The organism is Citrobacter sp. CK191 (assembly GCF_030333435.1).
Classification (GTDB): Bacteria; Pseudomonadota; Gammaproteobacteria; order Enterobacterales; family Enterobacteriaceae; genus Citrobacter_B; species Citrobacter_B koseri.
In genome coordinates this window covers 444,093-468,856 of sequence record NZ_JAOWFX010000034.1, presented here as the reverse complement: position 1 = coordinate 468,856, position 24,764 = coordinate 444,093, and the positions used below count along the sequence as shown (strand labels likewise).

The following is a 24,764-nucleotide window of genomic DNA, read 5'->3' as shown; positions in this document are numbered from 1 at the left end:
GCCCGGGATTGTGCAATCCCGGGCTTTTTATGCAATGTAACAGCGGTAATTAACGCGTCAAATCATCGAAAAACTTCTTCACGCCGTCGAAGAAACTCTTCGAACGCGGGCTGTTTTTCTCGCCTGTCGGGCCACCGAAGCTTTCTTGCAGATCTTTCAGCAACTGCTTCTGCTTCTCGTTCAGACCTACCGGCGTTTCGACCACAACACGGCACAGCAGATCGCCCTGTGCGCCGCCGCGTACGGATTTCACGCCTCTTCCGCGCATACGGAACAGCTTGCCGGTTTGCGTTTCGTGCGGCACTTTCAACTTCACACGGCCATCCAGCGTCGGGACTTCAATCTCACCACCCAGCGCTGCCATTGCAAAGTTAATCGGCACTTCGCAATACAGGTTGTTGCCTTCACGCTCGAAGATCGGGTGCTGCTTCACCTGCACCTGAACGTACAGATCGCCCGCTGGCGCGCCATGCTCGCCCGCTTCACCTTCACCGGAAAGACGAATACGATCGCCTGTGTCCACACCCGCCGGGATTTTAACCGACAGGGTTTTGGTTTTCTCCACGCGGCCATGACCGTGGCATTTGTTGCACGGATCTTTAATCAGCGTACCGCGCCCCTGACAGTGCGGGCAGGTTTGCTGCACGGCGAAGAAGCCCTGACGCATCTGCACCTGACCGGAGCCATGACAGGTTGGACAGGTCTGCGGCTGAGTGCCTGCTTTCGCACCGCTGCCGTGGCAAACGTCGCACTCTTCCAGCGTCGGAATACGGATCTCTTTGGTCACGCCACGTACGGCTTCTTCCAGGGTGAGATCCATGTTGTAACGTAAATCAGCACCACGCGCTGCGCGCTGACGACCACGTCCGCCGCCAAAGATATCGCCGAAAACGTCACCAAAGATATCGCTGAAGTCAGCACCGCCGCCGAAGCCGCCGCCAAATCCACCACCGCCTTGTTCAAACGCAGCGTGCCCGTACTGATCGTATGCCGCACGTTTTTGCGCATCGGTCAGAACTTCGTAGGCTTCCTTGATCTCTTTGAACTTGGCCTCGGCCTCTTTATCACCCTGGTTACGGTCCGGGTGATATTTCATGGCCAGGCGCTTGTACGCCTTTTTGATTTCACGCTCTTCCGCTGTTTTGGAAACGCCTAAAATCTCGTAATAGTCTTGCTTAGCCATCTTGTTTTTATCTGCCCCTAACATGCGTGCACGGGCGGAGAGGAACCCTCTTCGCCCGTGCCAGTATTTTACCCGTTCAAAGGGCGATTATTTTTTGTCTTTCACTTCTTCAAACTCAGCGTCGACAACATCGTCATCTTTCGCGTTGTTTGCAGAAGCGTCAGCGCCGCCAGCCTGCTGCTGTGCATGCTGCTGCTGAGCGATTTCCATCAGTTTCTGGGAAGCCTGCGCCAGTTCCTGCATTTTCGCTTCGATAGCCGCTTTGTCTTCACCTTTCAGCGCCGTTTCCAGCGCGCTCAGTGCAGACTCGATAGCCGTTTTGTCGTCTGCTGGCAGCTGATCGCCCGCTTCTTCAACCTGCTTACGCGTGCTGTGCAGCAGATGGTCGCCCTGGTTACGCGTCTGAACCAGCTCTTCGAACTTACGGTCAGATTCTGCGTTCGCTTCAGCATCGCGAACCATTTTCTGAATTTCGTCCTCGTTCAGACCAGAAGAAGCCTTGATGGTGATCTTCTGCTCTTTACCGCTGTTTTTGTCTTTCGCGGAAACGTGCAGGATACCGTCAGCATCGATATCAAAGGTGACTTCGATCTGCGGCATACCGCGCGGCGCCGGGTTGATGCCATCCAGGTTGAACTGACCCAGAGATTTGTTATCAGACGCGCGTTTACGCTCACCCTGCAACACATGGATGGTTACCGCAGACTGGTTGTCTTCCGCGGTAGAGAACACCTGGCTGTGCTTGGTCGGGATAGTGGTGTTTTTGCTGATCAGCGCCGTCATTACGCCGCCCATGGTTTCGATACCCAGAGACAGCGGGGTAACGTCCAGCAGCAGAACGTCTTTCACATCACCGGTCAGTACGCCGCCCTGCACCGCTGCGCCAATAGCAACAGCTTCGTCCGGGTTAACGTCTTTACGCGGTTCTTTACCAAAGAACTCCGCCACTTTTTTCTGCACCATCGGCATACGCGTCTGACCACCAACGAGGATAACGTCGTTGATATCAGATACGGACAGGCCAGCATCCTGCAACGCGACTTTCAGCGGCTCGATGGAACGGTTCACCAGGTCTTCGACCAGGCTTTCCAGTTTCGCGCGAGTCACTTTGATGTTCATGTGCTTCGGACCGGTGGCATCTGCGGTGATGTACGGCAGGTTCACGTCGGTCTGCTGTGCGGAAGAAAGCTCGATTTTCGCTTTTTCTGCCGCTTCTTTCAGACGCTGCATCGCCAGCGGGTCGTTACGCAGGTCAATGCCCTGATCTTTCTTAAATTCTTCAACCAGGTAGTTAATCATACGGCTGTCGAAGTCTTCACCACCCAGGTGGGTATCACCGTTGGTTGCCAGAACTTCGAAGGTTTTTTCGCCGTCAACTTCGTCGATTTCGATAATAGAGATATCGAAAGTACCACCACCGAGGTCGTAAACCGCGATAGTACGGTTGCCGACTTCTTTATCCAGACCATAAGCCAGCGCGGCGGCGGTTGGTTCGTTGATGATACGTTTTACTTCCAGACCTGCGATACGACCGGCATCTTTCGTTGCCTGACGCTGAGCATCGTTGAAGTAAGCAGGTACGGTGATAACAGCTTCAGTTACCGGTTCGCCCAGGTAATCTTCTGCGGTTTTCTTCATTTTTTTCAGCACTTCAGCAGAGATCTGCGGCGGTGCCATTTTCTGACCTTTCACATCAAGCCATGCGTCGCCGTTATCGGCGCCGATGATTTTGTACGGCATGATGGAAACGTCACGCTGAACTTCTTCGTCCTGGAAGCGGCGGCCAATCAGGCGTTTAATCGCAAACAGGGTGTTTTGCGGGTTTGTCACTGCCTGACGTTTAGCCGGCTGACCAACCAGAGTTTCACCATCCTGGGTATAAGCAATGATAGAAGGCGTGGTGCGATCGCCCTCGGCGTTCTCCAGCACACGTGCAGTTGTGCCATCCATAATAGCTACACAAGAGTTGGTAGTACCCAGGTCGATACCAATAATTTTACCCATCTAAACGTCTCCACTAAAAATTCGGTCATCATGTGGTTGTGAATCTGTAATAAGGGCGAAACGTGCGGTTTCAACTACCCTGAATCGTTTTTTTTCAGACTCACTCACTGCGGTTGACTACAAGATGGGGTCGTAACCCACGTCATCAAGGGGGGCATGAAAAATTTTTTTTGCGAAAAACGATAATTTTCTTCACCGGGCATATGGAAAACACCTCTGCCGGCGCAACGGTTAAGCCTTTTTCTTCCGTGATCGTCATCACAAGGGGAAATATTTCATTTTCCCCCTATTAGATCATAGACAGCCTCTATTCCCCTGATTATCATGCCGCGCCCCGAATACGGTATCGGTTGTTCGGGGAAACTATTTCACCATTCAATTAATGATGATTTTGAGGAATTATGGGCAACACTAAGTTGGCTAACCCGGCTCCGCTGGGCCTGATGGGCTTCGGCATGACCACCATTCTGCTTAACCTGCACAACGCGGGTTTCTTCGCTTTAGACGGCATTATTCTGGCGATGGGCATTTTCTACGGCGGTATCGCGCAAATTTTTGCTGGCCTGCTGGAATATAAAAAAGGCAACACCTTCGGCTTAACCGCATTTACCTCTTACGGTTCTTTCTGGCTGACGCTGGTCGCGATCCTGTTAATGCCGAAAATGGGTCTGACAGAAGCGCCGAACGCGCAGTTCCTGGGCGCCTACCTGGGGCTGTGGGGCGTGTTCACACTGTTCATGTTCTTTGGCACGCTGAAAGCCGCTCGCGCGCTACAGTTTGTCTTCCTGAGCCTGACCGTACTGTTCGCCCTGCTGGCCTTCGGCAACATCGCGGGTAATGAAGCGGTGATCCACGTTGCGGGTTGGATTGGCTTAGTGTGTGGCGCCAGCGCCATTTACCTGGCGATGGGCGAAGTGCTGAACGAACAGTTTGGCCGCACCATCCTGCCAATCGGTGAAGCGCACTAATCTTCCGTTATCCCCCCGACCGGGGGGATAATTTTTACAGCTGTTGTAATTCTGCCTGCACATCCGCATCGCGATAATAAATATCCTGTCGCAACCAGACGCCCAACCCCAGCCCCACCAGTGACAACGCCAGCACATACCAGGCCGGCGCCATTGGCGACACGCCCATCAACATGGTGACCGCAATTGGCGTCAGGCCGCCAAAAATGGCATACGAGACGTTGTAAGAAAAAGAGATGCCGGTGAAACGCACTTCCGCCGGGAAGGCTCGCACCATTACGTACGGCACCGCGCCAACAACACCAACACACAGCCCCACCAGCCCGTATAATAAAAACAACTGCTCGGGATGCGCGCCAGACAAGTGATAGAAGATCCAGCTTGAGCAGGCCAGCAGAAAACTACCTACAATAAAGGTTTTGCTGGCGCCAACCCGATCGACAATGAACCCTGCCAGCAGGCATCCCACGCACAGCATAATGGTCGCCACGCTATTTGCCTGTAAAGTTAACGCGGGCGCAAACCCGTACTGCTTTTGCAACCAGACCGGCGACATCAAAATCACGACGACAATGCCGGCCGATAACAACCAGGTCAGCAGCATCGAAATCGCCACCGCTTTTTTATGTTTCACCACTACCGCTTTGACGGGCAATTCCTGCGCGAGCGTTTTGCGCTGCTGCATTTCAAGGAAGATGGGCGTTTCCTGCAACCAACGACGTAAATACATCGCAATCAGACCAAATACGCCGCCGAGCAGGAAGGGAATACGCCAGCCATAATCATGCACCGCCTGCTGGGTCATACTGGTATTCACCAGCGTCGCCACGACAGAGCCAAGCAGGATACCGACCGTCAGTCCCGCAGTCAGCGTGCCGCAGGCGATGCCGATACGGCGCTCCGGCACATGTTCAGCCACAAACACCCACGCTCCCGGCACTTCGCCGCCAATCGCTGCGCCTTGCAAAATACGCATCAGCAGCAATAACAACGGCGCAAGGATGCCCATTGAGGCGTAAGTCGGCAGCAGGCCAATCGCCAGCGTTGGAACAGCCATCAATAGAATACTCAGGGTGAACATCTTCTTGCGCCCTACCAGATCGCCAAAGTGCGCCATGATAATGCCGCCCAGCGGGCGCGCCAGATAACCGGCGGCGAAGATCCCAAACGTCTGAACCTGACGAAGCCACTCAGGAATATCGGCGGGGAAAAACAGTTCGCCCACAACCGCTGCGAAGAAAACAAAGATGATGAAGTCGTAAAACTCGAGCGCGCCGCCGAGAGCGGCAAGTGAAAGAGTCTTATAATCCTGGCGATTCAGAGGTCGTGTGTGTCGTGACATAGCAAACCATGAGTCAGTGGAGTTATTGAGGGCGCTTATCGATATGTGTAAATCAAAAATTACTATATCGTAAACAATTCAATACTCCACCACCTGCGTAATTTATGTCACAGAAAGGCCAACTTCAGGCGTTTATGTCGCGTCTGGCATTTTTCGGGCGGAAAGATGCTACCACTTCCGCTGCGGTTTCCACATAAGGCCCTTCAAGCAACTGTACACAATACGGTACGCTTGCGAAAATTCCCGGCACGACAACCTTACCCTCGGCATCTTTCACCCCTTCCAGGGTCTCTTTGATGGATTTTGGCTGCCCCGGTAAGTTCAGGATCAGCGCCTGCTTGCGGATCACGCCAACCTGGCGGGAAAGGATCGCCGTAGGAACAAAGTGCAGGCTGATCTGGCGCATCTGCTCGCCAAAGCCGGGCATTTCTCTGTCGGCGACGGCCAGAGTCGCGTCAGGCGTGACATCACGACGCGCTGGCCCCGTACCGCCCGTCGTCAGTACCAGGTGACAGCTCATTTCATCCACCAGCTCACACAGCGTTTGCTCAATGATCGCCTGCTCATCCGGGATCAGTCGGGTTTGTACGTCAAAAGGGGTGGTCAGCGCGGAGGCCAGCCACTCTTCAAGAGCAGGAATGCCTTTATCCTGGTATACGCCGCTGGACGCGCGGTCAGAAATGGAAACTAAACCAATACGTAAGGTGTTCATGATTATTCCGTCTAAACAGTCTCGTTAAACAGAATGATACACTGCAAAGGGAAGGACAGACAGGTTTCAGAAGAGGTAGCGTGACCAGAAACCTGTCTGGTCACGCCGAATGATTACAGCAGATCGCCGATCATTTTTTCCAGTTTTTCCTGGTCAATAGCAAACTTACGGATACCGTCCGCCAGCTTGTCTACCGCCATCGGGTCCTGGTTGTGCTGCCACAGGAACTCAGACTCGGTGATGCGTTCTGGACGCGCTTTCACTTCGCCAGAGAAGGACAGTTTACGTTCGATAGCGCCTTCGCTTTCCGCCAGCTCTTTCAGCAGCGCCGGAGCGATGGTCAGACGATCGCAACCCGCCAGCTCCAGAATTTCACCGACGTTGCGGAAGCTCGCACCCATCACCACTGTCTCATAACCGTGCTGTTTGTAGTATTCGTAGATTTCCGTAACGGAAACCACGCCCGGATCTTCTGCCGGAGCGTACTCTTTCTTGTCGGTATTGGCTTTGTACCAGTCAAGAATACGACCCACGAACGGAGAGATCAGGTATACGCCCGCTTCCGCACAAGCACGCGCCTGCGCGAAGGAGAACAGCAGAGTCAGGTTACAGTTGATACCTTCCTTTTCCAGCTGTTCAGCAGCACGAATCCCCTGCCAGGTAGACGCCAGTTTGATCAGGATGCGATCGTTGCTGATGCCCGCGTCGTTGTAGAGCTTGATGATGCGTTTTGCTTTGGCGATAGACGCGTCGGTGTCGTAGGACAGACGAGCGTCAACTTCGGTGGAGATACGGCCCGGAACCAGTTTCAGGATCTCCAGACCAATGTTCACCGCCAGCTTGTCGGCCGCGTCAACAATCTGCTGCGCGCGATCGCTGCTCTGCTGTTTCGCCCAGGCAACGGCATCGTCAATCAGCTTACGGTATTCCGGGATCTGTGCTGCGTTAAGAATGAGAGAAGGGTTGGTTGTGGCATCCTGCGGCTGGTACAGCTTCATTGCCGCGATGTCTCCGGTGTCGGCCACCACGGTGGTGAACTGACGAAGGGAGGTCAATTTGTCCGTCATGATAGTGTTTCTCTTTAAACAGCTTGTTAGGGGGATGTAACCGGTCTGCCTTGATGATAACACGACGCACTCACAGCGCAACCGCAGACAATGCGGTTATCCCACTCCCCTCTTTGTTTGCCTCTTTTCGGCCCCTCGACAGGGCTGCGCGCAATTAAAGGATATTGCCATATAGTATGGTAGACTCCCCCCATTCAATAGCCTGACAGGGTCTATACTGTTCGTGAATTGGTAACGCTTACACTGGAACCCAAAAGCGTACCGGCATCAACAAGAGGGATGTTAATGCCTGATTTCTTCGCCTTTATTAATGAAATACTCTGGGGATCGGTAATGATCTACCTCCTGCTTGGCGCAGGGTTTTGGTTTACTTACCGTACCGGATTCGTTCAGTTTCGCTATATCCGCCAGTTTGGCAAAAGTCTTAAAAACAGCATACATCCCCAGCCGGGCGGGCTTACATCATTTCAGGCGCTGTGTACCAGCCTTGCCGCGCGTATTGGCAGCGGCAACCTGGCAGGCGTTGCGTTGGCTATCGCCGCAGGCGGGCCCGGCGCCGTATTCTGGATGTGGGTATCTGCGCTTATCGGCATGGCGACCTCGTTTGCCGAATGCTCTCTGGCCCAGCTCTACAAAGAGCGCGACAGCACAGGACAGTATCGCGGCGGCCCGGCATGGTATATGGCGCGCGGCCTGGGTATGCGCTGGATGGGCGTTCTCTTCGCGATTTTCTTACTCATTGCGTATGGTCTGATTTTTAATAGCGTACAGGCGAACTCCGTCTCGCGGGCGCTCGCTTTTGCCTTTGACATACCGCCCATTATCTCCGGTATCGTGCTGGCGCTGGCGGCCTTTTTTGTCATCGTTCGCGGCATTAAAGATGTCGCAAAACTCATGCAATGGTTCGTCCCTGCAATGGCCCTTCTGTGGACGCTCACCGGTTTAGTGATTTGCCTCTGGCACATTGAACAGTTGCCCGACATTATCGCGTCGATTGTGAAAAGCGCATTCGGCTGGCAGGAAGCCACTGCCGGGGCGGCCGGGTATACGCTCAGCCAGGCGATTACCAGCGGTTTCCAGCGCGGCATGTTCTCCAACGAAGCGGGAATGGGTTCTGCGCCTAACATTGCGGCCGCCGCTTCATCCTGGCCGCCGCACCCTGCCGCGCAGGGAATTGTGCAGATGATCGGCGTCTTTACCGATACCATTATTATCTGCACCGCCAGCGCGATGATTATTCTGCTGGCAGGCAATGGCGCCTCGCATATGCCAACGGAAGGCATCCAGCTGGTGCAACAGGCAATGATTTCACTGACCGGCGAATGGGGCGCAAGCCTTGTCGCGTTTATTGTGGTGTTGTTCGCCTTCAGCTCGATTGTCGCCAACTACGTTTACGCCGAAAATAACCTGATTTTTCTGCGTCTGGACAGTCTGCGAATGCGCTGGGCGCTGCGTATTGTCACCGTCGGGATGGTCGTGGCGGGCACGTTACTCAGCTTTCCGCTCGTCTGGCAGTTGGCCGACATTATTATGGCCTGTATGGCCATCACCAACCTGACGGCGATTCTGCTGCTCTCGCCGGTGGTGCATACGATCGCCAGCGACTATCTGCGACAGCGTAAGCTCGGCGTACAACCCGTGTTCGACCCGTTCCGCTACCCTGAAATTGAGCAGCAACTGGCGCCGGATACATGGGATGAGTTGCCGCGTCACTAGCGTGGCAATCACAACCATCGATCAAATCGGTCGGTTTTTTTGCTAAAGTCGCAGTAAATCTCCTGCAAGGACTGGATATGCTGATTCTGATTTCACCTGCAAAAACGCTCGATTACCAAAGCCCGCTGGCCACGACGCGCTATACGCGGCCTGAACTGCTGGATTACTCCCAGCAGTTGATCCGCGAGGCGCGCAAGCTCTCGGCGCCGCAGATTGGCAAGCTAATGGGCATTAGCGACAAACTGGCCGATCTGAATGCCACCCGTTTTCATGACTGGCAGCCTGACTTCTCCCCTGAAAACGCCCGCCAGGCGATTCTGGCGTTTAAAGGCGACGTCTATACCGGACTACAGGCGGAAACGTTCAGCGAAGCCGATTTTGATTTCGCGCAGCAGCATTTGCGTATGCTTTCCGGGTTGTACGGCGTCCTGCGTCCGCTGGATCTGATGCAGCCTTACCGTCTGGAGATGGGCATTCGCCTTGAGAACGCCAAAGGGAAAGACCTTTATCAGTTCTGGGGCGATGTGATTACCGATAAGCTGAACGAAGCGCTGGCTGCGCAAGGCGATAAAATCGTCATCAACCTGGCCTCGGATGAATATTATAAATCCGTGAAGCCGAAGCAGCTGAATGCGGAGGTTATCAAGCCCGTGTTCCTTGACGAGAAAAACGGCAAATTCAAAGTTATCAGCTTCTACGCCAAAAAAGCGCGCGGCCTGATGAGCCGTTACATCATTGAAAACCGGCTGACGAAGCCGGAACAGCTCACCGCATTTAACAGCGAAGGCTATTTCTATGATGAGCAAGCGTCAGGAAAAGGCGAACTGGTGTTTAAACGCCACGAGCAAAACTGATGCCCTGAAGCGCAGGCCGGATAAGACGCCTTTTGTCGCTATCCGGCGCTAAAACCGCATAATTGCCTGATAGCGCTACGCTTATCAGGCTTGCGTACTTAATGGCGGTGGTCGTCGCGGCGATCATCATGACGATGCTCGTCATGCTTATTATGATGCGGTTGCGGACGTGGTCCATGCGGCTGCCAGCGGTTTTCTCGCCACTCATAATGCTTCTGCCACCAGCCGTGGTCGCGCCAGTGACCGCCATCCCAGTAGTTACCGTGGTTATCGCGATCGCCAATCTGAAGTTTAACTGCCGGTACGAGAGTAATTTCGGCAGCCTGTGCTGCGAGGGGAGCCACCAGCATCATGGAAAGTGCAAGAAGCACGGGTTTCAACTTGTTCATGAGGTACTCCTTTTTACCATTGCCCGATTTGGGTCGATGAAAGGAGATTACTTGATGAGAACGCGGGTTGTTATTCTCTGCAATCCTAATCTCTAAGTTACCGCATTTATTGAGAATTACTCCTTTTTACCTGCTAAATTTCTCCTTATTTTCTCCATAAAAAAGCCGGATGGCGGCTAACGCCTTATCCGGCCTACATTAGCTACAATAGCCCCGAAGCGCCACCGGGCACAACTGTTAGCCGCGTGTCATCATCAGCTTACGCAATTCGGCAAAATCGGCAGGCAGATTATGCGAGAGCAGCGGCAGATCGGCACGATCCGCCAGCTCTTTTGGCAGATCCAATGTTTCACCAAGAATCGCCTCCACACTCTCTTTGAATTTCGCCGGATGCGCAGTCCCGAGGAACAAGCCATACTCCCCCGGATGCAGCTGATCACGCAGCGCGCGGTACGCCACGGCAGCGTGCGGTTCAGAGGTATAACCTGCCGCTTTCAGTTCGCGCATGGTCTCCTGCGTCGTCTCATCGTCAACCGCAGCGTAGCCCAACTCCGTCAGACGCCATATTTTACGGCGGAACAGCTCTTCCACACGCGGCCAGTTATTGGGCTGGCTGACATCCATCGCGTTCGACAAGGTAGCCTGCGTCGCTTTTGGCGACCACTGCCCCTCTTTCAGGAAGCGCGGCACCGTATCGTTGACGTTAGTAGCGGCGATAAAGCGTTTCACCGGCAGGCCGAGCGACTTCGCCAGCAGCCCCGCCGTCAGGTCGCCAAAGTTACCGCTGGGCACGGAAATCACTAACTGATTACGCGCGTCCTGCGGCAGTTGAGCGACCGCTTCAAAGTAATAGCAAATCTGCGCCAGCAGACGGCTGATGTTGATGGAGTTCGCCGAATTCAGCCCCAGCGCCGCCTTCAGTTCTTCATCATCAAACGCCTGTTTTACCAGCGCCTGGCAGGCATCGAAATCACCGTCAATCGCAACCGTTTCGATGTTGCCGCCCAGCGTACAGAACAGTTTTTCCTGCAACGGGCTGATCTTGCCGCGTGGGTAGAGGATCACGACGCGTACATTTTTCAAACCGTAGAATGCGTGAGCAACTGCCGCGCCGGTATCGCCAGAGGTCGCCGTCAGGATAGTCACCGGTTTGTCGCCGCTGATGTGCGTCAGCATTTGCGCCATAAAGCGACCGCCAAAATCCTTAAAGGCCAGCGTCGGGCCGTGGAACAACTCCAGGCACCCGACATCGCCTTCCACCTGACGCACCGGCGCCGGAAAAGCGAATGCCTTACGGACGCGCTCTTCTAAGATTTCCTGCGGGATCTCATCCCCGATAAACGCGGAAAGGATCTTTGCGCTACGACTCACAAAGTCCTGATTCAGCATCTCATCAACTTCAGTCAGGCTAAATTCCGGCAGGTCGTGCGGGAAAAAGAGCCCCTGATTCTTGCCAAGCCCCTGCGTAACGGCCTGCGCAAAGCTGACCTGCTCATTATGATCTTTCAGATTGTAGAGTTTCATTGTTTATCCCAGTACTCGTGCGCCCGCCGTATCCAGCTGACAAATATGAACAAAGCCTTCCTGATTTTGCAGGTAATTTTTACCCAGCCAGTCTGCTACACGCTGCGCCGTATCCGGCTTATCACAGAGCGCGAAAAGCGTCGGCCCGGACCCGGAAATACCGCTGGCCAGCGCGCCAATTTCCGCCACCGCCTGACGCGCCTGGCTGAAGCCCGGCAGCAGACGAGCGCGGTACGGTTCGGCAATCACATCCTTCATCAGCTTCGCAGCAAGCTGCGGCTGACGGGAATAGCAGGCATGAATAAACCCGGCCAGATGCCGCCCGTGGGCGATACAGTCCTGACGGCGATACTGCGCGGGTAAAATCGCCCGCGCTTCAGCCGTCGAAACGTTAATCCCCGGATAGGCCAGTACCCACAGCCACTCATCAAATCCTGGCACCTGCTGGCTGATAATGCCGTTTTCTTCGATCATCAACTGCATGCCGCCGAGAAAGCACGGCGCGACGTTATCGTAATGAATGCTGCCAGAGATACGCCCTTCCAGTTCCCCCATGATCGCCAGCAGACGCGTGTCGTTCAGCGGTTTGCCACAGAACTCATTCATCGCCACCAGCGCGGCGACCACGGAACAGGCGCTGGACCCTAACCCGGAGCCAATCGGCATGTTCTTTTCCAGCGTCATCGCCACCGGAATCTGTTTACCCAACTCCTGGCAAAAACGCTCCCAGCACTGATAAACGATATTTTCACGCGGCGCTGACGGCAACTTGTCGGCAAAACGCCCTAAATTATTCAGCGTGAAGCTTTCTGCCGCATCCACCGAGACCACATCGCCCAGCAGTGAGCCATCAACCGGCGTGACAGCCGCCCCAAGCACATCAAATCCGACGCTCATATTGGCACTGGAAGCCGGAGCATAGACTTTCACCATTTTAGACTCCTAACTTCCATGAAAGGGTGCGCAGCAGATCGGCAAAAACACCCGCCGCCGTCACATCATTCCCCGCACCGTAACCGCGCAGAACCAGCGGCAGCGGTTGATAATAGTGACTGTAAAACGCCAGCGCATTCTCCCCGTTTTTCACTTTAAACAGCGGATCGTTGCCGTCAACCTCGGCGATCTTCACGCGACACACGCCGTCGTCTTCAATGTTGCCAACATAGCGCAATACTTTGCCTTCATCACGGGCTTTCGCCACGCGGGCGGCAAACGCGTCGTCAAGCTGCGACAGATTGGTCATAAACGTGGCGACATCGCCGGAATCGTCGAAACCTTCCGGCAGCACCGGCTCAATCACGATATCGGACAGTTCCAGCTCACGTCCCGTTTCACGGGCGAGGATCAGCAATTTGCGCGCCACATCCATCCCGGAAAGATCGTCACGCGGATCGGGTTCGGTATAGCCCAACTCGCGCGCCATCGTGGTCGCGGCCGAAAGGCTCATGCCTTCATCCAGCTTGCCGAAAATAAAAGAGAGCGATCCAGACAGGATACCGGAGAAGTGTTGCAGTTCGTCACCCGCGTTCAGCAGGTTTTGCAGGTTCTCGATAACCGGTAAGCCCGCGCCTACGTTGGTGTCGTACAGGAACTTACGTCGGGATTTCGCCGCGGCAAAACGCAGTTGATGGTAGTAATCCATCGACGACGTGTTGGCTTTTTTGTTCGGCGTTACCACATGGAAGCCTTCACGCAGGAAGTCGGCGTATTGATCCGCCACCGCCTGGCTGGAGGTACAGTCAACAATAACCGGGTTAAGCAGGTGATACTCTTTCACCAGGCGAATTAAGCGCCCTAAATTAAACGGTTCTTTCGCTTCCACCAGTTCCGCCTGCCAGTTATCCAGGTTCAGGCCATGCACATTGGTCAACAGCGCTTTCGAATTCGCCACGCCGCAGACGCGCAGGTCGATATGCTTGTTTTTCAGCCAGGACTGCTGGCGTTTAAGCTGCTCAAGTAACGCGCCGCCAACGCCGCCAACGCCGATAACGAACACTTCAATCACCTGATCGGTATTGAACAGCATCTGGTGGGTAACACGCACGCCCGTTGTGACATCATCGTTATTCACGACCACCGAAATCGATCGTTCGGACGAGCCCTGCGCAATCGCGACAATATTGATATTCGCGCGCGCCAGCGCCGCAAAGAACTTCGCCGAGATGCCGCGCAGCGTGCGCATACCGTCGCCAACCACCGAGATGATCGCCAGACGTTCAGTCACCGCCAGCGGCTCCAGCAACCCTTCTTTCAGTTCCAGGTAGAACTCATCCTGCATTGCACGCTGGGCCCGCGCGCAGTCGCCCTGCGGTACGCAGAAACTGATGCTGTATTCAGAAGAGGATTGCGTGATCAGCACCACGGAGATCCCCGCGCGGGACATTGCCGCGAAGACGCGCGCCGCCATCCCGATCATCCCTTTCATTCCAGGGCCGGAAACGCTGAACATCGCCATATTGTTCAGGTTCGAGATCCCTTTCACCGGCAGTTCGTCTTCATCCACGCTGGCGCCGATCAGCGTACCAGGGGCTTGCGGGTTTCCGGTGTTTTTAATCAGGCATGGGATTTGGAACTGAGCAATGGGGGTGATGGTGCGAGGATGAAGGACTTTGGCGCCGAAGTAAGAAAGCTCCATCGCCTCCTGATAGGACATCGACTTCAGCAACCTGGCGTCCGGCACCTGGCGCGGGTCACAGGTATACACGCCGTCAACGTCAGTCCAGATCTCACAACAGTCGGCGCGTAAGCAGGCAGCCAACACCGCAGCGGAGTAATCAGAACCGTTGCGGCCCAGCACGACCAGCTCGCCTTTTTCGTTACCGGCGGTGAAACCTGCCATCAGCACCATGTGGTCAGCCGGAATGCGGCCCGCCGCGATACGGCGCGTAGATTCGGCGATATCAACGGTCGATTCGAGGTAATGCCCGACCGCCAATAATTTTTCGACCGGATCGATAACCGTCACGCCATGACCGCGCGCTTCCAGCAGGCCAGCCATGATCGCGATCGACATCTTCTCGCCACGGCAGATCAGCGCAGCATTGATGCTATCCGGGCACTGGCCCAGCAGGCTGATTCCGTGCAGGATATGTTTGATTTGCGCAAATTCTTGCTCAACGAAAACTTTCAACTGCGCCAGCGGGAACCCCGGCTGAGCGGCTGCAAGACCCGTAAGAAGTTCGGAAAAAATACGTTCGGCATCGCTGATATTCGGTAAAGCATCCTGACCGCTGATGGTCTTTTCAATCATCGCCACCAGATGGTTAGTAATTTTGGCGGGGGCAGAGAGAACAGTCGCTACCTGCCCCTGCCTGGCATTGCTTTCCAGAATATCGGCAACACGCAGAAAGCGCTCTGCATTTGCCACTGATGTACCGCCGAACTTCAACACTCGCATGGTTGTTACCTCGTTACCTTTGGTCGAAAAAAAAGCCCGCACTGTTCAGGTGCGGGCTTTTTTCTGTGTTTCCTGTACGCGTCAGCCCGCACCGTTACCTGTGGTAATGGTGATGGTTGTGGTAATGGTGGTGCTGATGCGATTCATGGATGTTGTGTACTCTGTAATTATTATCTGTCTGTCTTGTATCTTTAAAGGGTTAAAGTATCTCGTGACCTAAGTCAATAAATTTTTAATTTGATCACATTCCGCAACATGTTCACGAGCTGCTGCTTGCGCATTTATTTTCAACCAATACGGAATGAAGCAACCTCTTGAAACCAGATTTAAAATCTCACATCAAGCAATTCAACAAGATTTTATTTTGTTATATTTTTCTCAATATCATGCAATAAACGGTGCAGCATGGCCGTGTCGCGCTGCCCTGACAGCCCCAGTCGTTGTTGCAGCCAGTCCGCCAGTTTGATGTCATCAGCAACATCCAGCGTCGCCAGTAACTGCGAAACGCGTGTGCGTAACGCCTGCAATTGAGGTGCGTCAGTCACCTCTGTTTGTTTCGCCGGTTGTTGCATTAAGCCTGCTAATTGATAGCAATACACCATTACCGCCTGCCCTAAATTGAGTGAAGGATAATCAGCAACCATTGGCACGCCGGTTAAAACGTCTGCCAGCGCCAGTTCTTCATTCGTCAGGCCCGAATCTTCCCGGCCAAAAACCAGCGCCGCATGGTTCATCCACTGCGATTTTTCCTGTAACAGCGGCAGCAGTTCTGCGGGCGTTGCGTAGTAGTGGAACTTCGCGCGACTGCGGGCCGTGGTGGCGACAGTGAAATCAACATCGTGCAGCGCTTCCGCCAGCGTTGGATAAACACTAATATTATCAATAACATCAGTGGAACCATGTGCGACCCAACGGGTCGCCGGCTCCAGGTGCGCCTGGCTGTCGACAATACGCATATCGCCAAACCCCATCGTCTTCATTGCCCGTGCCGCCGCGCCAATATTTTCCGCTCTGGCAGGCGCGACCAGAATAATTGTTACACGCATTTCGATTCTCTTTTTGACCAGCCGCTGGCAATAATGTGACCAATGTCAACATATTACGCAGCACGAATTTACAATTTTTTAACGAAAATCGTTGAAAAACCATTTCACATTCAGTAAAAGGCACTAAACTATTTCTTATCTTTACTATTGCGTTTTATGTTAAGAAATACTACATATCCTTCTGTTTATTTAGGATAATTTAATTTAGAATGAATCACACCTATTGGATTCATTACATTTATTAGTTGGCATGCGCAACTAGTTGGATTATTGCAAATTTGTGATGAACGCTAGCATTTGGATACGATGATTTCATCAAACTGTTAACGTGCTACAATTGAACTTGATATATGTCAACGAAGCGTAGTTTTATTGGGTGTCCGGTACGTCTTAGCCTGTTATGTTGCTGTTAAAATGGTTAGGATGACAGCCGTTTTTGACACTGTCGGGTCCAAAGGGAAAGTACCCACGACCAAGCTAATGATGTTGTTGACGTTGATGGAAAGTGCATCAAGAACGCAATTACGTACTTTAGTCATGTTACGCCGATCATGTTAATTTGCGACATGCATCAGGCAGGTCAGGGACTTTTGTACTTCCTGTTTCGATTTAGTTGGCAATTTAGGTAGCAAACATGCAGACCCCGCACATTCTTATCGTTGAAGACGAGTTGGTAACACGCAACACGTTGAAAAGTATTTTCGAAGCGGAAGGCTATGATGTATTCGAAGCGACAGATGGCGCGGAAATGCATCAGATCCTCTCTGAATATGACATCAACCTGGTGATCATGGATATCAACCTGCCAGGGAAAAACGGTCTTCTGTTAGCGCGTGAACTGCGCGAACAGGCTAACGTTGCGTTGATGTTCCTGACTGGCCGCGATAACGAAGTCGATAAAATCCTCGGCCTCGAAATCGGCGCAGACGATTACATCACCAAGCCGTTTAACCCACGCGAACTGACTATCCGTGCGCGCAACCTGCTGTCCCGTACTATGAATCTGGGTACGGTCAGTGAAGAGCGCCGTAGCGTCGAAAGCTACAAGTTCAACGGTTGGGAACTCGACATCAACAGCCGTTCTTTGATCGGCCCAGATGGTGAGCAGTACAAACTGCCACGCAGCGAATTCCGCGCCATGCTTCACTTCTGCGAGAACCCGGGCAAGATCCAGTCTCGTGCAGAACTGCTGAAGAAAATGACCGGTCGCGAGCTGAAGCCGCATGACCGTACTGTTGACGTGACTATCCGTCGTATTCGTAAGCATTTCGAATCCACGCCGGATACCCCGGAAATCATCGCGACCATTCACGGTGAAGGTTACCGTTTCTGCGGTGATCTACAGGACTAATCGGTTACCACCGGCAGCAAAAACGGCGCAAAATGCGCCGTTTTTTATTGTCTGTCAATGGCTTATCCGACCTGAACGGGAATCACTTCCAGATGACGCGTCAGGAACGTTACCGCCACGGCATAACGGGCACCGCGCTTATGGCATTTTTTGGCGACCCTTCAACGACCTTGTCAGAATAGGCCAGATACGCCAGCGTATTGCGTTTGGCATCATAAAAACGCACGACCTGTAATTTTTTAAACACCAGCGACGTGCGTTTCTGGAAAACGACATCCCCTTGCGCTTTCCCGTTCTTAATTTTATCGCTCAGCTCAATCGGCCCTACCTGCTGACAGGAGATCGCCGCGTCGGAGGTATCTTCGGCCAGTCCCAGACCGCCTTTAATCCCCCCCGTTTTCGCCCGACTTACATAGCACGTCACATTTTTGACGTCGGGATCGTCAAACGCTTCGACGACGATTTTATGGTCAGGCCCAAACATTTTAAATACGGTATCGACGGAACCTACCTGTTCTGCATGCGCAAACTGCCCCAGCATCAACAGAATTGAGGAAAGTATTAAGCTCTTGTATTTCATATTGTTACCATTCATAAAAGTTACACTGCGCAATTATTCGACACGTCTGGATAAACTGTTTACAGATCACAGGATTAGAATAATCATGCTTTAGTGTGCCCCAAAAAAGCACAGATGAGCAAAAAAAACACCGAATGCTAAAACAGCAAAAAATGCTATTATCCACTTACCTGATGTCAGGTGCTCGTTGTGGAAAGGATGAGGATATTTTATGGATCAGGCTGGCATTATTCGCGACCTCTTAACCTGGCTGGAAGGCCATCTGGATCAGCCTCTGTCGCTTGACAATGTGGCGGCAAAAGCAGGTTATTCCAAGTGGCACCTGCAAAGAATGTTTAAGGACGTGACGGGCCATGCTATTGGCGCTTACATCCGCGCTCGCCGCTTATCTAAATCCGCCGTGGCCCTGCGCCTGACGGCGCGTCCGATTCTGGATATCGCGTTGCAGTACCGCTTCGATTCTCAGCAAACCTTTACCCGCGCGTTTAAAAAGCAGTTCTCTCAGACGCCGGCGTTATATCGCCGTTCTCCAGAATGGAGCGCCTTTGGCATTCGTCCGCCGATGCGTCTGGGTGAGTTCGCCATGCCTGAGCATCAGTTTGTCACCCTGGAAGATACGCAACTGCTCGGCACCACCCAGAGCTATTCCTGTTCGCTGGAGCAAATCTCCGATTTTCGACACGAAATGCGCGTACAGTTCTGGCAAGACTTTCTCAGCCAGGCGCCAACGATTCCTCCACTGCTCTACGGCCTTAACGAAACGCGCCCCAGCCTGGAGAAAGATGACGAACAGGAGGTGTTCTACACCACCGCGCTACCGCAAGAACATGCCAACGGGTATGTGCCGTCAGCGCAGCCTGTTACCCTACAGGGCGGCGAATATGTGATGTTCACCTACGAAGGTTTAGGAACCGGGGTACAGGAGTTTATCCTGACGGTATACGGCACCTGTATGCCGATGCTGAACCTGACCCGCCGCAAAGGGCAGGATATAGAGCGATACTACCCGGCAGAAGATGCCAAAACAGGCGGTCGCCCTATTAACCTGCGTTGCGAATTCCTGATCCCCGTTCGCCGTTAACGCTGTAGCTCATCTAACGCAGGGGCATCGAGATGCGAGACGTCCCCTGCCGTTTCAACGACCCAACCAGGCGCCAGCCACAAACTTTCCTGATAATCGACGCGGGAAATAGAGCAGTTACGCAGACGTAACCGACGCTCCGCCCAGGCCGGTAATCCCAGAATGGTGCTAACCAGGCAACCCAGCGCGATACCGTGACTGACCAGCAGCGGGCGGCTGCCCTGCGGCAGTTCCAGACAGGACGCGAGAGCGGCATTGACGCGATCGCTCAGTTCCTGCATGGATTCGCCATCAGGAATGCGCCCGTCAACCGTGCCGTTCACTAACTGGCGACGCCAGTTCTCTTCTTCTTCGGTGAGGGTGTCGATGTGTCGTTTTTCCAGCACGCCCATGTCCAGCTCACGCAGGCGGGCGTCGAAAGTGATATCGCAACCGCATGCCTGGGCGATGATTTCAGCCGTGCGGCGGGTGCGACCGAGATCGCTACTGACGATATGGGTGATGCCGAGCGTTCTGGCGCGTTCTCCCACTTGCATAGCTTGTTGCTCACCTTTAGCGGTCAGCGGACTGTCAGACTGGCCTTGAATACGTCGCTCGGCGTTCCACTGCGTTTCACCGTGGCGAACAAGGTATACCTGTAACATGCTTTTTATCCGTTATACTGCGATGACATTCATTTCTGAGTAATTCTGATTATGCACCATGTTGTCTCAGCAACCACCAATCCCGCTAAAATTCAGGCAATTCTGCAAGCATTTAACGAGATTTTCGGTGAAGGATCCTGCCATATTGAGTCCGTCTCCGTCGAGAGCGGCGTGCCGGAACAACCTTTTGGAAGTCAGGAAACGCGCGCTGGCGCACGGAATCGGGTAGAAAATGCGCGCTGTCTGCGTCCTCAGGCCGATTTTTGGGTGGCTATCGAAGCGGGGATTGATGATGACAGTACGTTCAGTTGGGTGGTGATAGAGAATGCCGCCCAGCGAGGCGAGGCGCGCTCGGCAACGCTGCCGCTTCCTGCTGTTATCCTTGAAAAAGTTCGTCAGGGCGAAGCGCTCGGCCCGGTGATGTCGCAGTATACCGGTATTGATGAGATTGGCCGTAAAGAGGGGGCTATCGGGGTGTTTACCGCCGGAAAACTGACCCGCTCCAGCGTTTATCACCAGGCGGTGATTCTGGCGCTCAGTCCGTTTCATAATGCGGTGTATCGGTAGGGCTCGCGATCCACGCCGGATGGCGGCTTCGCCTTATCCGGCCTACGTTCACCATTCCTGTAGGCCTGATAAGCGTAGCGCCATCAGGCGAAATTACCTTTCGCTCTTGAGCAACACCTGCTCCAGCCACTGGCGTAACTCTACCGGTGCGGATTTCAGGCTGTTGGAACCGCGCGTAATGGTGGCGATGCCCGCCCCCAGCTCATTTTTAAGCTCGCGCTGGCTCATTTCACCGCGTAACAACTCTTCAATGATACGCACGCGCGTTCCCAGCGCCTCACGCTCATCCGGCGTCAGCATCAAATTGAGTAAGGGAAGATGCAGGTCTTCCGCACAAGCGTGCTTGAGCAGCTCAACAAAGCGTAACCACTCCTGGTGACGCTGTTCTGCCATCGCTGCTGAATAGGGTGATTGCTGAGTCATAGAATGTCGCCATCGTTGCAGGGGGAAACGTATCTGCCTCCCCCGATTGTACTCTTTAACGAGTACGATAGCATAACATAACCGATGCGATCAGTAACGGCGCTGCCATTCTGCGTCATTCATCAACGTTGGTTTATCGCCCATGAAGTAGCGATAGTAGGCATCATAAGCCAGCACGTTCTTCACGTAGCCCCGCGTTTCTGAGAACGGAATACTTTCAACAAACGCGACGGCGTCGATGCGCCCTGCGCTATTGCCAAGCCAGGTACGAACGCGCCCCGGCCCGGCATTGTAAGCCGCTGAAGAGAAAATACGGTTATTACCAAACTGTTGATAAACGTATTGCAGGTAACTGGTGCCAATGTTGATGTTCGTCTCCGGGTCAAGCAGCTGGCTGGGGCTGCTGTAGCCCGGTATCGAGAACATTTTCACCGTATGCGTCGCCGTGCCCGGCATAACTTGCATCAGACCGCTGGCTCCTACCGGGGATTTCACTTTCGGATTCCAGGCGCTCTCCTGACGCGCAATCGCCATAGCGTAACTTTGCGAGATCGCTTTGCCGCCGGTGTAACGGGCGAAAAGATCCTTGTACGCCAGCGGGAAACGCTCTTCCAGATGATCCCACAGTTTCCCTGCGATCGTCGCCTGCACGCTCAGATCCCACCAGTGGTTATTGAAGGCATAACGCGCCAGCTGCGCCTGCTCCGACTTCGTCCTGCTGGAGACCAGATTCGCCCACTCGCTGCGCGCCGTATTATCCAGATTCCAGTACATCAGTTCGCGGACTCGCGCCATTTCCGCGCCCTGCGTAAGCGAAGCGTCCACTGTCGTCGGCGCTTTATCGATCTTCAGTACATACGCTTCACCCAGCTTTTGTGCGGCGACCATCGGGTAGAAACCACGCTGTTGCATCAGCGCATGGAGGATCTCTTTTGCCTCAGCCTCACGCCCGCGCTCAAGCAACAAATCCGCCTGCCAGTAGCGCCATTCATCCTTCTCCTTCGCTTCCATCGGCAGTCGGGCAAGCCAGGTATTCAGCCCACGCCGATCGCCGGTGCCCAGCGCCATCCGCACGCGGCGTTCCACCAGCGTGGTGGATTGCGAGCGCATAATCGCATCATCGCGCCACTTCGCCTGCGCATCGGTCACATCGTTCCCCATCAGCCGCCAGGCGACGATATCGCGCAGTTCCTGAGTTTGCTCCTCATTAAGCTGCTGGGCCTGCACCAGTGACGGGATCATCAAACGCGCATTCTCTGCGTCCTGACGCGCCACGCTGGCAAAGGCCACTGCCGCCATCTGGCGGGTAAAATCGGTCGCGCCGGTCGTACGCGCAAAAGTCATCACGCTATTGGGATCGTTCGCCAGCGTGATGATCGCCGAAGCAATGGTCTGGTACTGCGCAGGCATCTGCCCGGCCAGCACCGTTACCAGCCCCGTGTTGCCTGCTTTCATCGCCAGGCGGATGCGCTCCAGCCAGGCCAGCGGGTCCTGGGTGCCGGAAGCGCGCCAGACGCTGAACAGTTTGTCACAGGCGTTCGGCTGGCTTTTCCCGGTCAGCCAAAGCGCTTTCGCCCCCTGCCAGGCCTCTTCCGTCTGCCCGGTATTCCATTTCGCGTAGTAGTAATTACATTGCGCTTCGGTGGTGCCCGGCTTCTCGGGGCTGAACGCTAGCAGTCCACGCCAGTCTTCACGACGCGCCAGCTCATTAACGAAACGCGATTGCAGCGTACGCGCAGGAGGAAGCGTAGGGTTGGCGCGCACAAACTGGGTAACGGTGACCGCAGGCTGGTTCATCAGATCGTCGGTGATCTGGCGATACTCAAGATAGGGATACAGCGGGTAATTTTTCAGGCCAGGCATCATCTGCTCAACGACATCCATCTGTCGGTTATCCCAGGCCTGTTTGATTTGCGCATAGCGATTGCGCTGCTCATCCAGAGAATCCGCTCGCGCCGCCTGACTTACCGTCAGCAGGCATACGCTGGCGGCGATAAGACGCCAGGTAAATGGTTTGGCTTTGTCCACAAGCTCTTCCTCTTGTCGTAATACATCAATGCAGCATCATGCCGCGTAATGAATTTATGCTAACCAGACATTGCTAAATGCGCCATGTTACGGACACTTTTTTACTTTTATTGCGAGTGAGAGTTGCTGGCTGGGATTAGCCCGGGAAAAAGGCTACACTTCGCCTTTGAAAATTATTCTTCATCACGATAAACCTATAGAGGCGAAGTCCAACGTGGCTCAATTCGTTTATACCATGCATCGTGTCGGCAAAGTGGTTCCGCCGAAACGTCATATTTTGAAAAACATCTCGCTGAGCTTCTTCCCTGGGGCGAAAATCGGCGTACTGGGTCTGAACGGCGCCGGTAAGTCTACCCTGCTGCGCATTATGGCTGGCATCGATACAGATATTGAGGGCGAAGCTCGCCCACAGCCAGGCATCAAAATTGGCTACCTGCCGCAGGAACCTCAGCTCACCCCTGAACACACCGTTCGCGAATCGATCGAAGAGGCGGTGGCCGAAGTGGTCGGTGCCCTGAAACGTCTGGATGAAGTGTACGCGCTGTACGCCGATCCAGATGCGGACTTTGACAAGCTGGCCGCCGAACAGGGCAAGCTGGAAGAGATCATCCAGGCGCATGACGGCCACAACCTGAACGTACAGCTGGAGCGCGCCGCTGACGCCCTGCGTCTGCCGGACTGGGATGCCAAAATCGCGAATCTTTCCGGTGGTGAGCGCCGCCGCGTCGCGCTGTGCCGTCTGCTGCTGGAAAAACCGGACATGCTGCTGCTCGACGAACCGACCAACCACCTGGATGCGGAATCCGTCGCGTGGCTGGAACGCTTCCTGCACGACTTCGAAGGCACCGTTGTGGCGATTACCCACGACCGTTACTTTCTCGACAACGTGGCGGGCTGGATCCTCGAACTTGACCGTGGCGAAGGGATTCCGTGGGAAGGCAACTACTCCTCCTGGCTGGAACAGAAAGATCAGCGTCTGGCGCAGGAAGCCTCTCAGGAAGCGGCCCGCCGTAAATCCATTGAGAAAGAGCTGGAGTGGGTGCGTCAGGGTACTAAAGGCCGTCAGTCTAAAGGCAAAGCCCGTCTGGCGCGCTTTGAAGAGCTGAACAGCACCGAATACCAGAAACGTAACGAAACCAACGAACTGTTTATTCCACCTGGACCACGTCTGGGCGACAAGGTCGTTGAAGTCAGCAACCTGCGTAAATCCTACGGCGATCGCCTGTTGATCGACGATCTCAGCTTCTCAGTACCGAAAGGCGCGATTGTCGGCATCATCGGTCCGAACGGCGCGGGTAAATCCACCCTGTTCCGCATGATGTCCGGTCAGGAACAGCCGGATAGCGGCACCATCACGCTGGGGGAAACCGTAAAACTGGCTTCCGTTGACCAGTTCCGTGACGCGATGGATAACAGCAAAACCGTGTGGGAAGAAGTTTCCGGCGGGCTGGATATCATGAAGATTGGCAACACCGAAATGCCAAGCCGCGCCTATGTGGGCCGCTTTAACTTCAAAGGCGTCGATCAGGGTAAACGCGTGGGCGAACTGTCCGGCGGTGAGCGCGGTCGTCTGCATCTGGCGAAGCTGTTGCAGGTTGGCGGCAATATGCTGCTGCTCGATGAACCGACCAACGACCTGGATATCGAAACCCTGCGTGCGCTGGAAAACGCCCTGCTGGAGTTCCCAGGCTGTGCAATGGTTATCTCGCACGACCGTTGGTTCCTCGACCGTATCGCCACGCACATTCTGGATTACCAGGATGAAGGCAAGGTGGAGTTCTTCGAGGGTAACTTTACCGAGTACGAAGAGTACAAGAAACGCACGCTGGGCGCCGACGCGCTGGAGCCGAAGCGTATCAAGTACAAACGTATCGCCAAGTAATGTATC

The 24,764-nt window shown here is 54.1% G+C and carries 23 protein-coding genes and 1 other annotated feature; of the genes, 7 read left to right on the top strand and 16 right to left on the bottom strand.

Annotation, left to right across the window (positions count from 1 at the left end; all coding sequences use genetic code 11):
• Nucleotides 1-49 precede the first annotated feature (49 nt).
• Together dnaJ and dnaK are read right to left on the bottom strand one after the other, a co-directional pair.
• Nucleotides 50-1,183, bottom strand: a complete 1,134-nt coding sequence (dnaJ, locus tag OGV82_RS21940; protein WP_047463780.1) for a molecular chaperone DnaJ — start codon at nucleotides 1,181-1,183, stop codon at nucleotides 50-52.
• Between the two features lie 87 nt (nucleotides 1,184-1,270).
• Complete coding sequence (dnaK, locus tag OGV82_RS21935; RefSeq protein ID WP_012134158.1) at nucleotides 1,271-3,187, bottom strand: molecular chaperone DnaK; 1,917 nt, start codon at nucleotides 3,185-3,187, stop codon at nucleotides 1,271-1,273.
• Between the two features lie 401 nt (nucleotides 3,188-3,588).
• Here dnaK and satP point away from each other — a divergent pair, with 401 nt between their 5' ends.
• Entirely contained in the window at nucleotides 3,589-4,155 is a 567-nt protein-coding gene (gene satP / locus OGV82_RS21930; protein ID WP_012134160.1) for an acetate uptake transporter, read from the top strand.
• Nucleotides 4,156-4,189: 34 nt separating this feature from the next.
• Here satP and OGV82_RS21925 read toward each other — a convergent pair whose 3' ends face one another.
• The 3 genes from OGV82_RS21925 to tal all read right to left on the bottom strand — a co-directional run bounded on the left by OGV82_RS21925 (nucleotide 4,190) and on the right by tal (nucleotide 7,276).
• Nucleotides 4,190-5,497 (bottom strand): MFS transporter, encoded by a 1,308-nt coding sequence (locus OGV82_RS21925; RefSeq protein WP_012134161.1) that lies wholly within the window; start codon nucleotides 5,495-5,497, stop codon nucleotides 4,190-4,192.
• Nucleotides 5,498-5,621: 124 nt separating this feature from the next.
• The gene (gene mog / locus OGV82_RS21920; protein ID WP_012134162.1) at nucleotides 5,622-6,209 is read right to left on the bottom strand and encodes a molybdopterin adenylyltransferase; all 588 of its coding nucleotides are present in this window, start codon (nucleotides 6,207-6,209) and stop codon (nucleotides 5,622-5,624) included.
• Between the two features lie 113 nt (nucleotides 6,210-6,322).
• Nucleotides 6,323-7,276: a transaldolase gene (tal, locus tag OGV82_RS21915; protein WP_012134163.1), complete on the bottom strand. Its 954-nt coding sequence runs from the start codon at nucleotides 7,274-7,276 to the stop codon at nucleotides 6,323-6,325.
• 285 nt (nucleotides 7,277-7,561) lie between these two features.
• On the opposite strand from tal, the gene OGV82_RS21910 reads away from it, so the two are divergent.
• Together OGV82_RS21910 and yaaA are read left to right on the top strand one after the other, a co-directional pair.
• Nucleotides 7,562-8,992: an alanine/glycine:cation symporter family protein gene (locus tag OGV82_RS21910; RefSeq protein ID WP_024130724.1), complete on the top strand. Its 1,431-nt coding sequence runs from the start codon at nucleotides 7,562-7,564 to the stop codon at nucleotides 8,990-8,992.
• 77 nt (nucleotides 8,993-9,069) lie between these two features.
• The gene (yaaA, locus tag OGV82_RS21905) at nucleotides 9,070-9,846 is read left to right on the top strand and encodes a peroxide stress protein YaaA (protein ID WP_047459033.1); all 777 of its coding nucleotides are present in this window, start codon (nucleotides 9,070-9,072) and stop codon (nucleotides 9,844-9,846) included.
• A gap of 98 nt (nucleotides 9,847-9,944) precedes the next feature.
• Here the strand turns inward: yaaA and OGV82_RS21900 are convergent, their stop codons facing one another.
• From OGV82_RS21900 to yjjY, 7 genes are all read right to left on the bottom strand, one after another.
• Nucleotides 9,945-10,235: a DUF2502 domain-containing protein gene (locus OGV82_RS21900; protein ID WP_012134167.1), complete on the bottom strand. Its 291-nt coding sequence runs from the start codon at nucleotides 10,233-10,235 to the stop codon at nucleotides 9,945-9,947.
• Nucleotides 10,236-10,472: 237 nt separating this feature from the next.
• Entirely contained in the window at nucleotides 10,473-11,759 is a 1,287-nt protein-coding gene (gene thrC / locus OGV82_RS21895) for a threonine synthase (RefSeq protein WP_049010528.1), read from the bottom strand.
• 3 nt (nucleotides 11,760-11,762) lie between these two features.
• Nucleotides 11,763-12,692, bottom strand: a complete 930-nt coding sequence (gene thrB / locus OGV82_RS21890) for a homoserine kinase (RefSeq protein WP_012134169.1) — start codon at nucleotides 12,690-12,692, stop codon at nucleotides 11,763-11,765.
• Between the two features lies 1 nt (nucleotide 12,693).
• The gene (thrA, locus tag OGV82_RS21885; protein WP_047459040.1) at nucleotides 12,694-15,156 is read right to left on the bottom strand and encodes a bifunctional aspartate kinase/homoserine dehydrogenase I; all 2,463 of its coding nucleotides are present in this window, start codon (nucleotides 15,154-15,156) and stop codon (nucleotides 12,694-12,696) included.
• Between the two features lie 25 nt (nucleotides 15,157-15,181).
• Nucleotides 15,182-15,302, bottom strand: a sequence feature (Thr leader region).
• Nucleotides 15,238-15,303, bottom strand: coding sequence for a thr operon leader peptide (gene thrL, locus OGV82_RS21880; RefSeq protein WP_060815970.1), 66 nt, complete (start codon nucleotides 15,301-15,303; stop codon nucleotides 15,238-15,240). Its footprint overlaps the feature before it by 65 nt.
• A gap of 212 nt (nucleotides 15,304-15,515) precedes the next feature.
• Nucleotides 15,516-16,202 (bottom strand): tRNA/rRNA methyltransferase, encoded by a 687-nt coding sequence (locus OGV82_RS21875; RefSeq protein ID WP_047459045.1) that lies wholly within the window; start codon nucleotides 16,200-16,202, stop codon nucleotides 15,516-15,518.
• A gap of 398 nt (nucleotides 16,203-16,600) precedes the next feature.
• A complete protein-coding gene (gene yjjY, locus OGV82_RS21870) occupies nucleotides 16,601-16,741 on the bottom strand; it encodes a YjjY family protein (protein WP_001541509.1) in 141 nt (46 codons plus the stop codon).
• A gap of 95 nt (nucleotides 16,742-16,836) precedes the next feature.
• On the opposite strand from yjjY, the gene arcA reads away from it, so the two are divergent.
• Complete coding sequence (gene arcA / locus OGV82_RS21865; RefSeq protein WP_001194359.1) at nucleotides 16,837-17,553, top strand: two-component system response regulator ArcA; 717 nt, start codon at nucleotides 16,837-16,839, stop codon at nucleotides 17,551-17,553.
• 109 nt (nucleotides 17,554-17,662) lie between these two features.
• Here arcA and creA read toward each other — a convergent pair whose 3' ends face one another.
• On the bottom strand, nucleotides 17,663-18,133 hold the full coding sequence (gene creA, locus OGV82_RS21860; protein WP_024130725.1) for a protein CreA: 471 nt from the start codon (nucleotides 18,131-18,133) through the stop codon (nucleotides 17,663-17,665).
• 211 nt (nucleotides 18,134-18,344) lie between these two features.
• Between creA and robA the strand changes: the two genes are divergently transcribed.
• On the top strand, nucleotides 18,345-19,214 hold the full coding sequence (robA, locus tag OGV82_RS21855) for an MDR efflux pump AcrAB transcriptional activator RobA (RefSeq protein ID WP_012134174.1): 870 nt from the start codon (nucleotides 18,345-18,347) through the stop codon (nucleotides 19,212-19,214).
• Here robA and gpmB read toward each other — a convergent pair.
• On the bottom strand, nucleotides 19,211-19,858 hold the full coding sequence (gpmB, locus tag OGV82_RS21850; protein ID WP_012134175.1) for a 2,3-diphosphoglycerate-dependent phosphoglycerate mutase GpmB: 648 nt from the start codon (nucleotides 19,856-19,858) through the stop codon (nucleotides 19,211-19,213). The genes robA and gpmB overlap by 4 nt on opposite strands.
• A 51-nt stretch (nucleotides 19,859-19,909) precedes the next feature.
• On the opposite strand from gpmB, the gene yjjX reads away from it, so the two are divergent.
• On the top strand, nucleotides 19,910-20,425 hold the full coding sequence (gene yjjX, locus OGV82_RS21845) for an inosine/xanthosine triphosphatase (RefSeq protein WP_012134176.1): 516 nt from the start codon (nucleotides 19,910-19,912) through the stop codon (nucleotides 20,423-20,425).
• A 93-nt stretch (nucleotides 20,426-20,518) separates the two neighbouring features.
• On the opposite strand, the gene trpR is transcribed toward yjjX, so the two are convergent.
• Nucleotides 20,519-20,848 carry a trp operon repressor gene (gene trpR / locus OGV82_RS21840; protein ID WP_024130726.1) on the bottom strand — a complete coding sequence of 110 codons (330 nt, stop codon included), beginning with the start codon at nucleotides 20,846-20,848 and terminating at the stop codon, nucleotides 20,519-20,521.
• A 90-nt stretch (nucleotides 20,849-20,938) separates the two neighbouring features.
• A complete protein-coding gene (gene sltY / locus OGV82_RS21835; protein WP_047459049.1) occupies nucleotides 20,939-22,876 on the bottom strand; it encodes a murein transglycosylase in 1,938 nt (645 codons plus the stop codon).
• Nucleotides 22,877-23,090: 214 nt separating this feature from the next.
• On the opposite strand from sltY, the gene ettA reads away from it, so the two are divergent.
• Nucleotides 23,091-24,758: an energy-dependent translational throttle protein EttA gene (ettA, locus tag OGV82_RS21830; protein ID WP_024130727.1), complete on the top strand. Its 1,668-nt coding sequence runs from the start codon at nucleotides 23,091-23,093 to the stop codon at nucleotides 24,756-24,758.
• The last annotated feature ends 6 nt before the right edge of the window (nucleotides 24,759-24,764 follow it).

Bases quoted from the DNA above. Each gene is read 5' to 3' on its own strand.
- yjjX (WP_012134176.1), top strand. From the start codon at position 19,910: ATGCACCATGTTGTCTCAGCAACCACCAATCCCGCTAAAATTCAGGCA.
- yjjY (WP_001541509.1), bottom strand. From the start codon at position 16,741: ATGACTAAAGTACGTAATTGCGTTCTTGATGCACTTTCCATCAACGTC.
- arcA (WP_001194359.1), top strand. From the start codon at position 16,837: ATGCAGACCCCGCACATTCTTATCGTTGAAGACGAGTTGGTAACACGC.
- creA (WP_024130725.1), bottom strand. From the start codon at position 18,133: ATGAAATACAAGAGCTTAATACTTTCCTCAATTCTGTTGATGCTGGGG.
- gpmB (WP_012134175.1), bottom strand. From the start codon at position 19,858: ATGTTACAGGTATACCTTGTTCGCCACGGTGAAACGCAGTGGAACGCC.
- dnaJ (WP_047463780.1), bottom strand. From the start codon at position 1,183: ATGGCTAAGCAAGACTATTACGAGATTTTAGGCGTTTCCAAAACAGCG.
- thrC (WP_049010528.1), bottom strand. From the start codon at position 11,759: ATGAAACTCTACAATCTGAAAGATCATAATGAGCAGGTCAGCTTTGCG.
- OGV82_RS21900 (WP_012134167.1), bottom strand. From the start codon at position 10,235: ATGAACAAGTTGAAACCCGTGCTTCTTGCACTTTCCATGATGCTGGTG.
- tal (WP_012134163.1), bottom strand. From the start codon at position 7,276: ATGACGGACAAATTGACCTCCCTTCGTCAGTTCACCACCGTGGTGGCC.
- trpR (WP_024130726.1), bottom strand. From the start codon at position 20,848: ATGACTCAGCAATCACCCTATTCAGCAGCGATGGCAGAACAGCGTCAC.
- satP (WP_012134160.1), top strand. From the start codon at position 3,589: ATGGGCAACACTAAGTTGGCTAACCCGGCTCCGCTGGGCCTGATGGGC.
- OGV82_RS21875 (WP_047459045.1), bottom strand. From the start codon at position 16,202: ATGCGTGTAACAATTATTCTGGTCGCGCCTGCCAGAGCGGAAAATATT.
- thrA (WP_047459040.1), bottom strand. From the start codon at position 15,156: ATGCGAGTGTTGAAGTTCGGCGGTACATCAGTGGCAAATGCAGAGCGC.
- OGV82_RS21925 (WP_012134161.1), bottom strand. From the start codon at position 5,497: ATGTCACGACACACACGACCTCTGAATCGCCAGGATTATAAGACTCTT.
- OGV82_RS21910 (WP_024130724.1), top strand. From the start codon at position 7,562: ATGCCTGATTTCTTCGCCTTTATTAATGAAATACTCTGGGGATCGGTA.
- robA (WP_012134174.1), top strand. From the start codon at position 18,345: ATGGATCAGGCTGGCATTATTCGCGACCTCTTAACCTGGCTGGAAGGC.
- thrB (WP_012134169.1), bottom strand. From the start codon at position 12,692: ATGGTGAAAGTCTATGCTCCGGCTTCCAGTGCCAATATGAGCGTCGGA.
- dnaK (WP_012134158.1), bottom strand. From the start codon at position 3,187: ATGGGTAAAATTATTGGTATCGACCTGGGTACTACCAACTCTTGTGTA.
- mog (WP_012134162.1), bottom strand. From the start codon at position 6,209: ATGAACACCTTACGTATTGGTTTAGTTTCCATTTCTGACCGCGCGTCC.
- yaaA (WP_047459033.1), top strand. From the start codon at position 9,070: ATGCTGATTCTGATTTCACCTGCAAAAACGCTCGATTACCAAAGCCCG.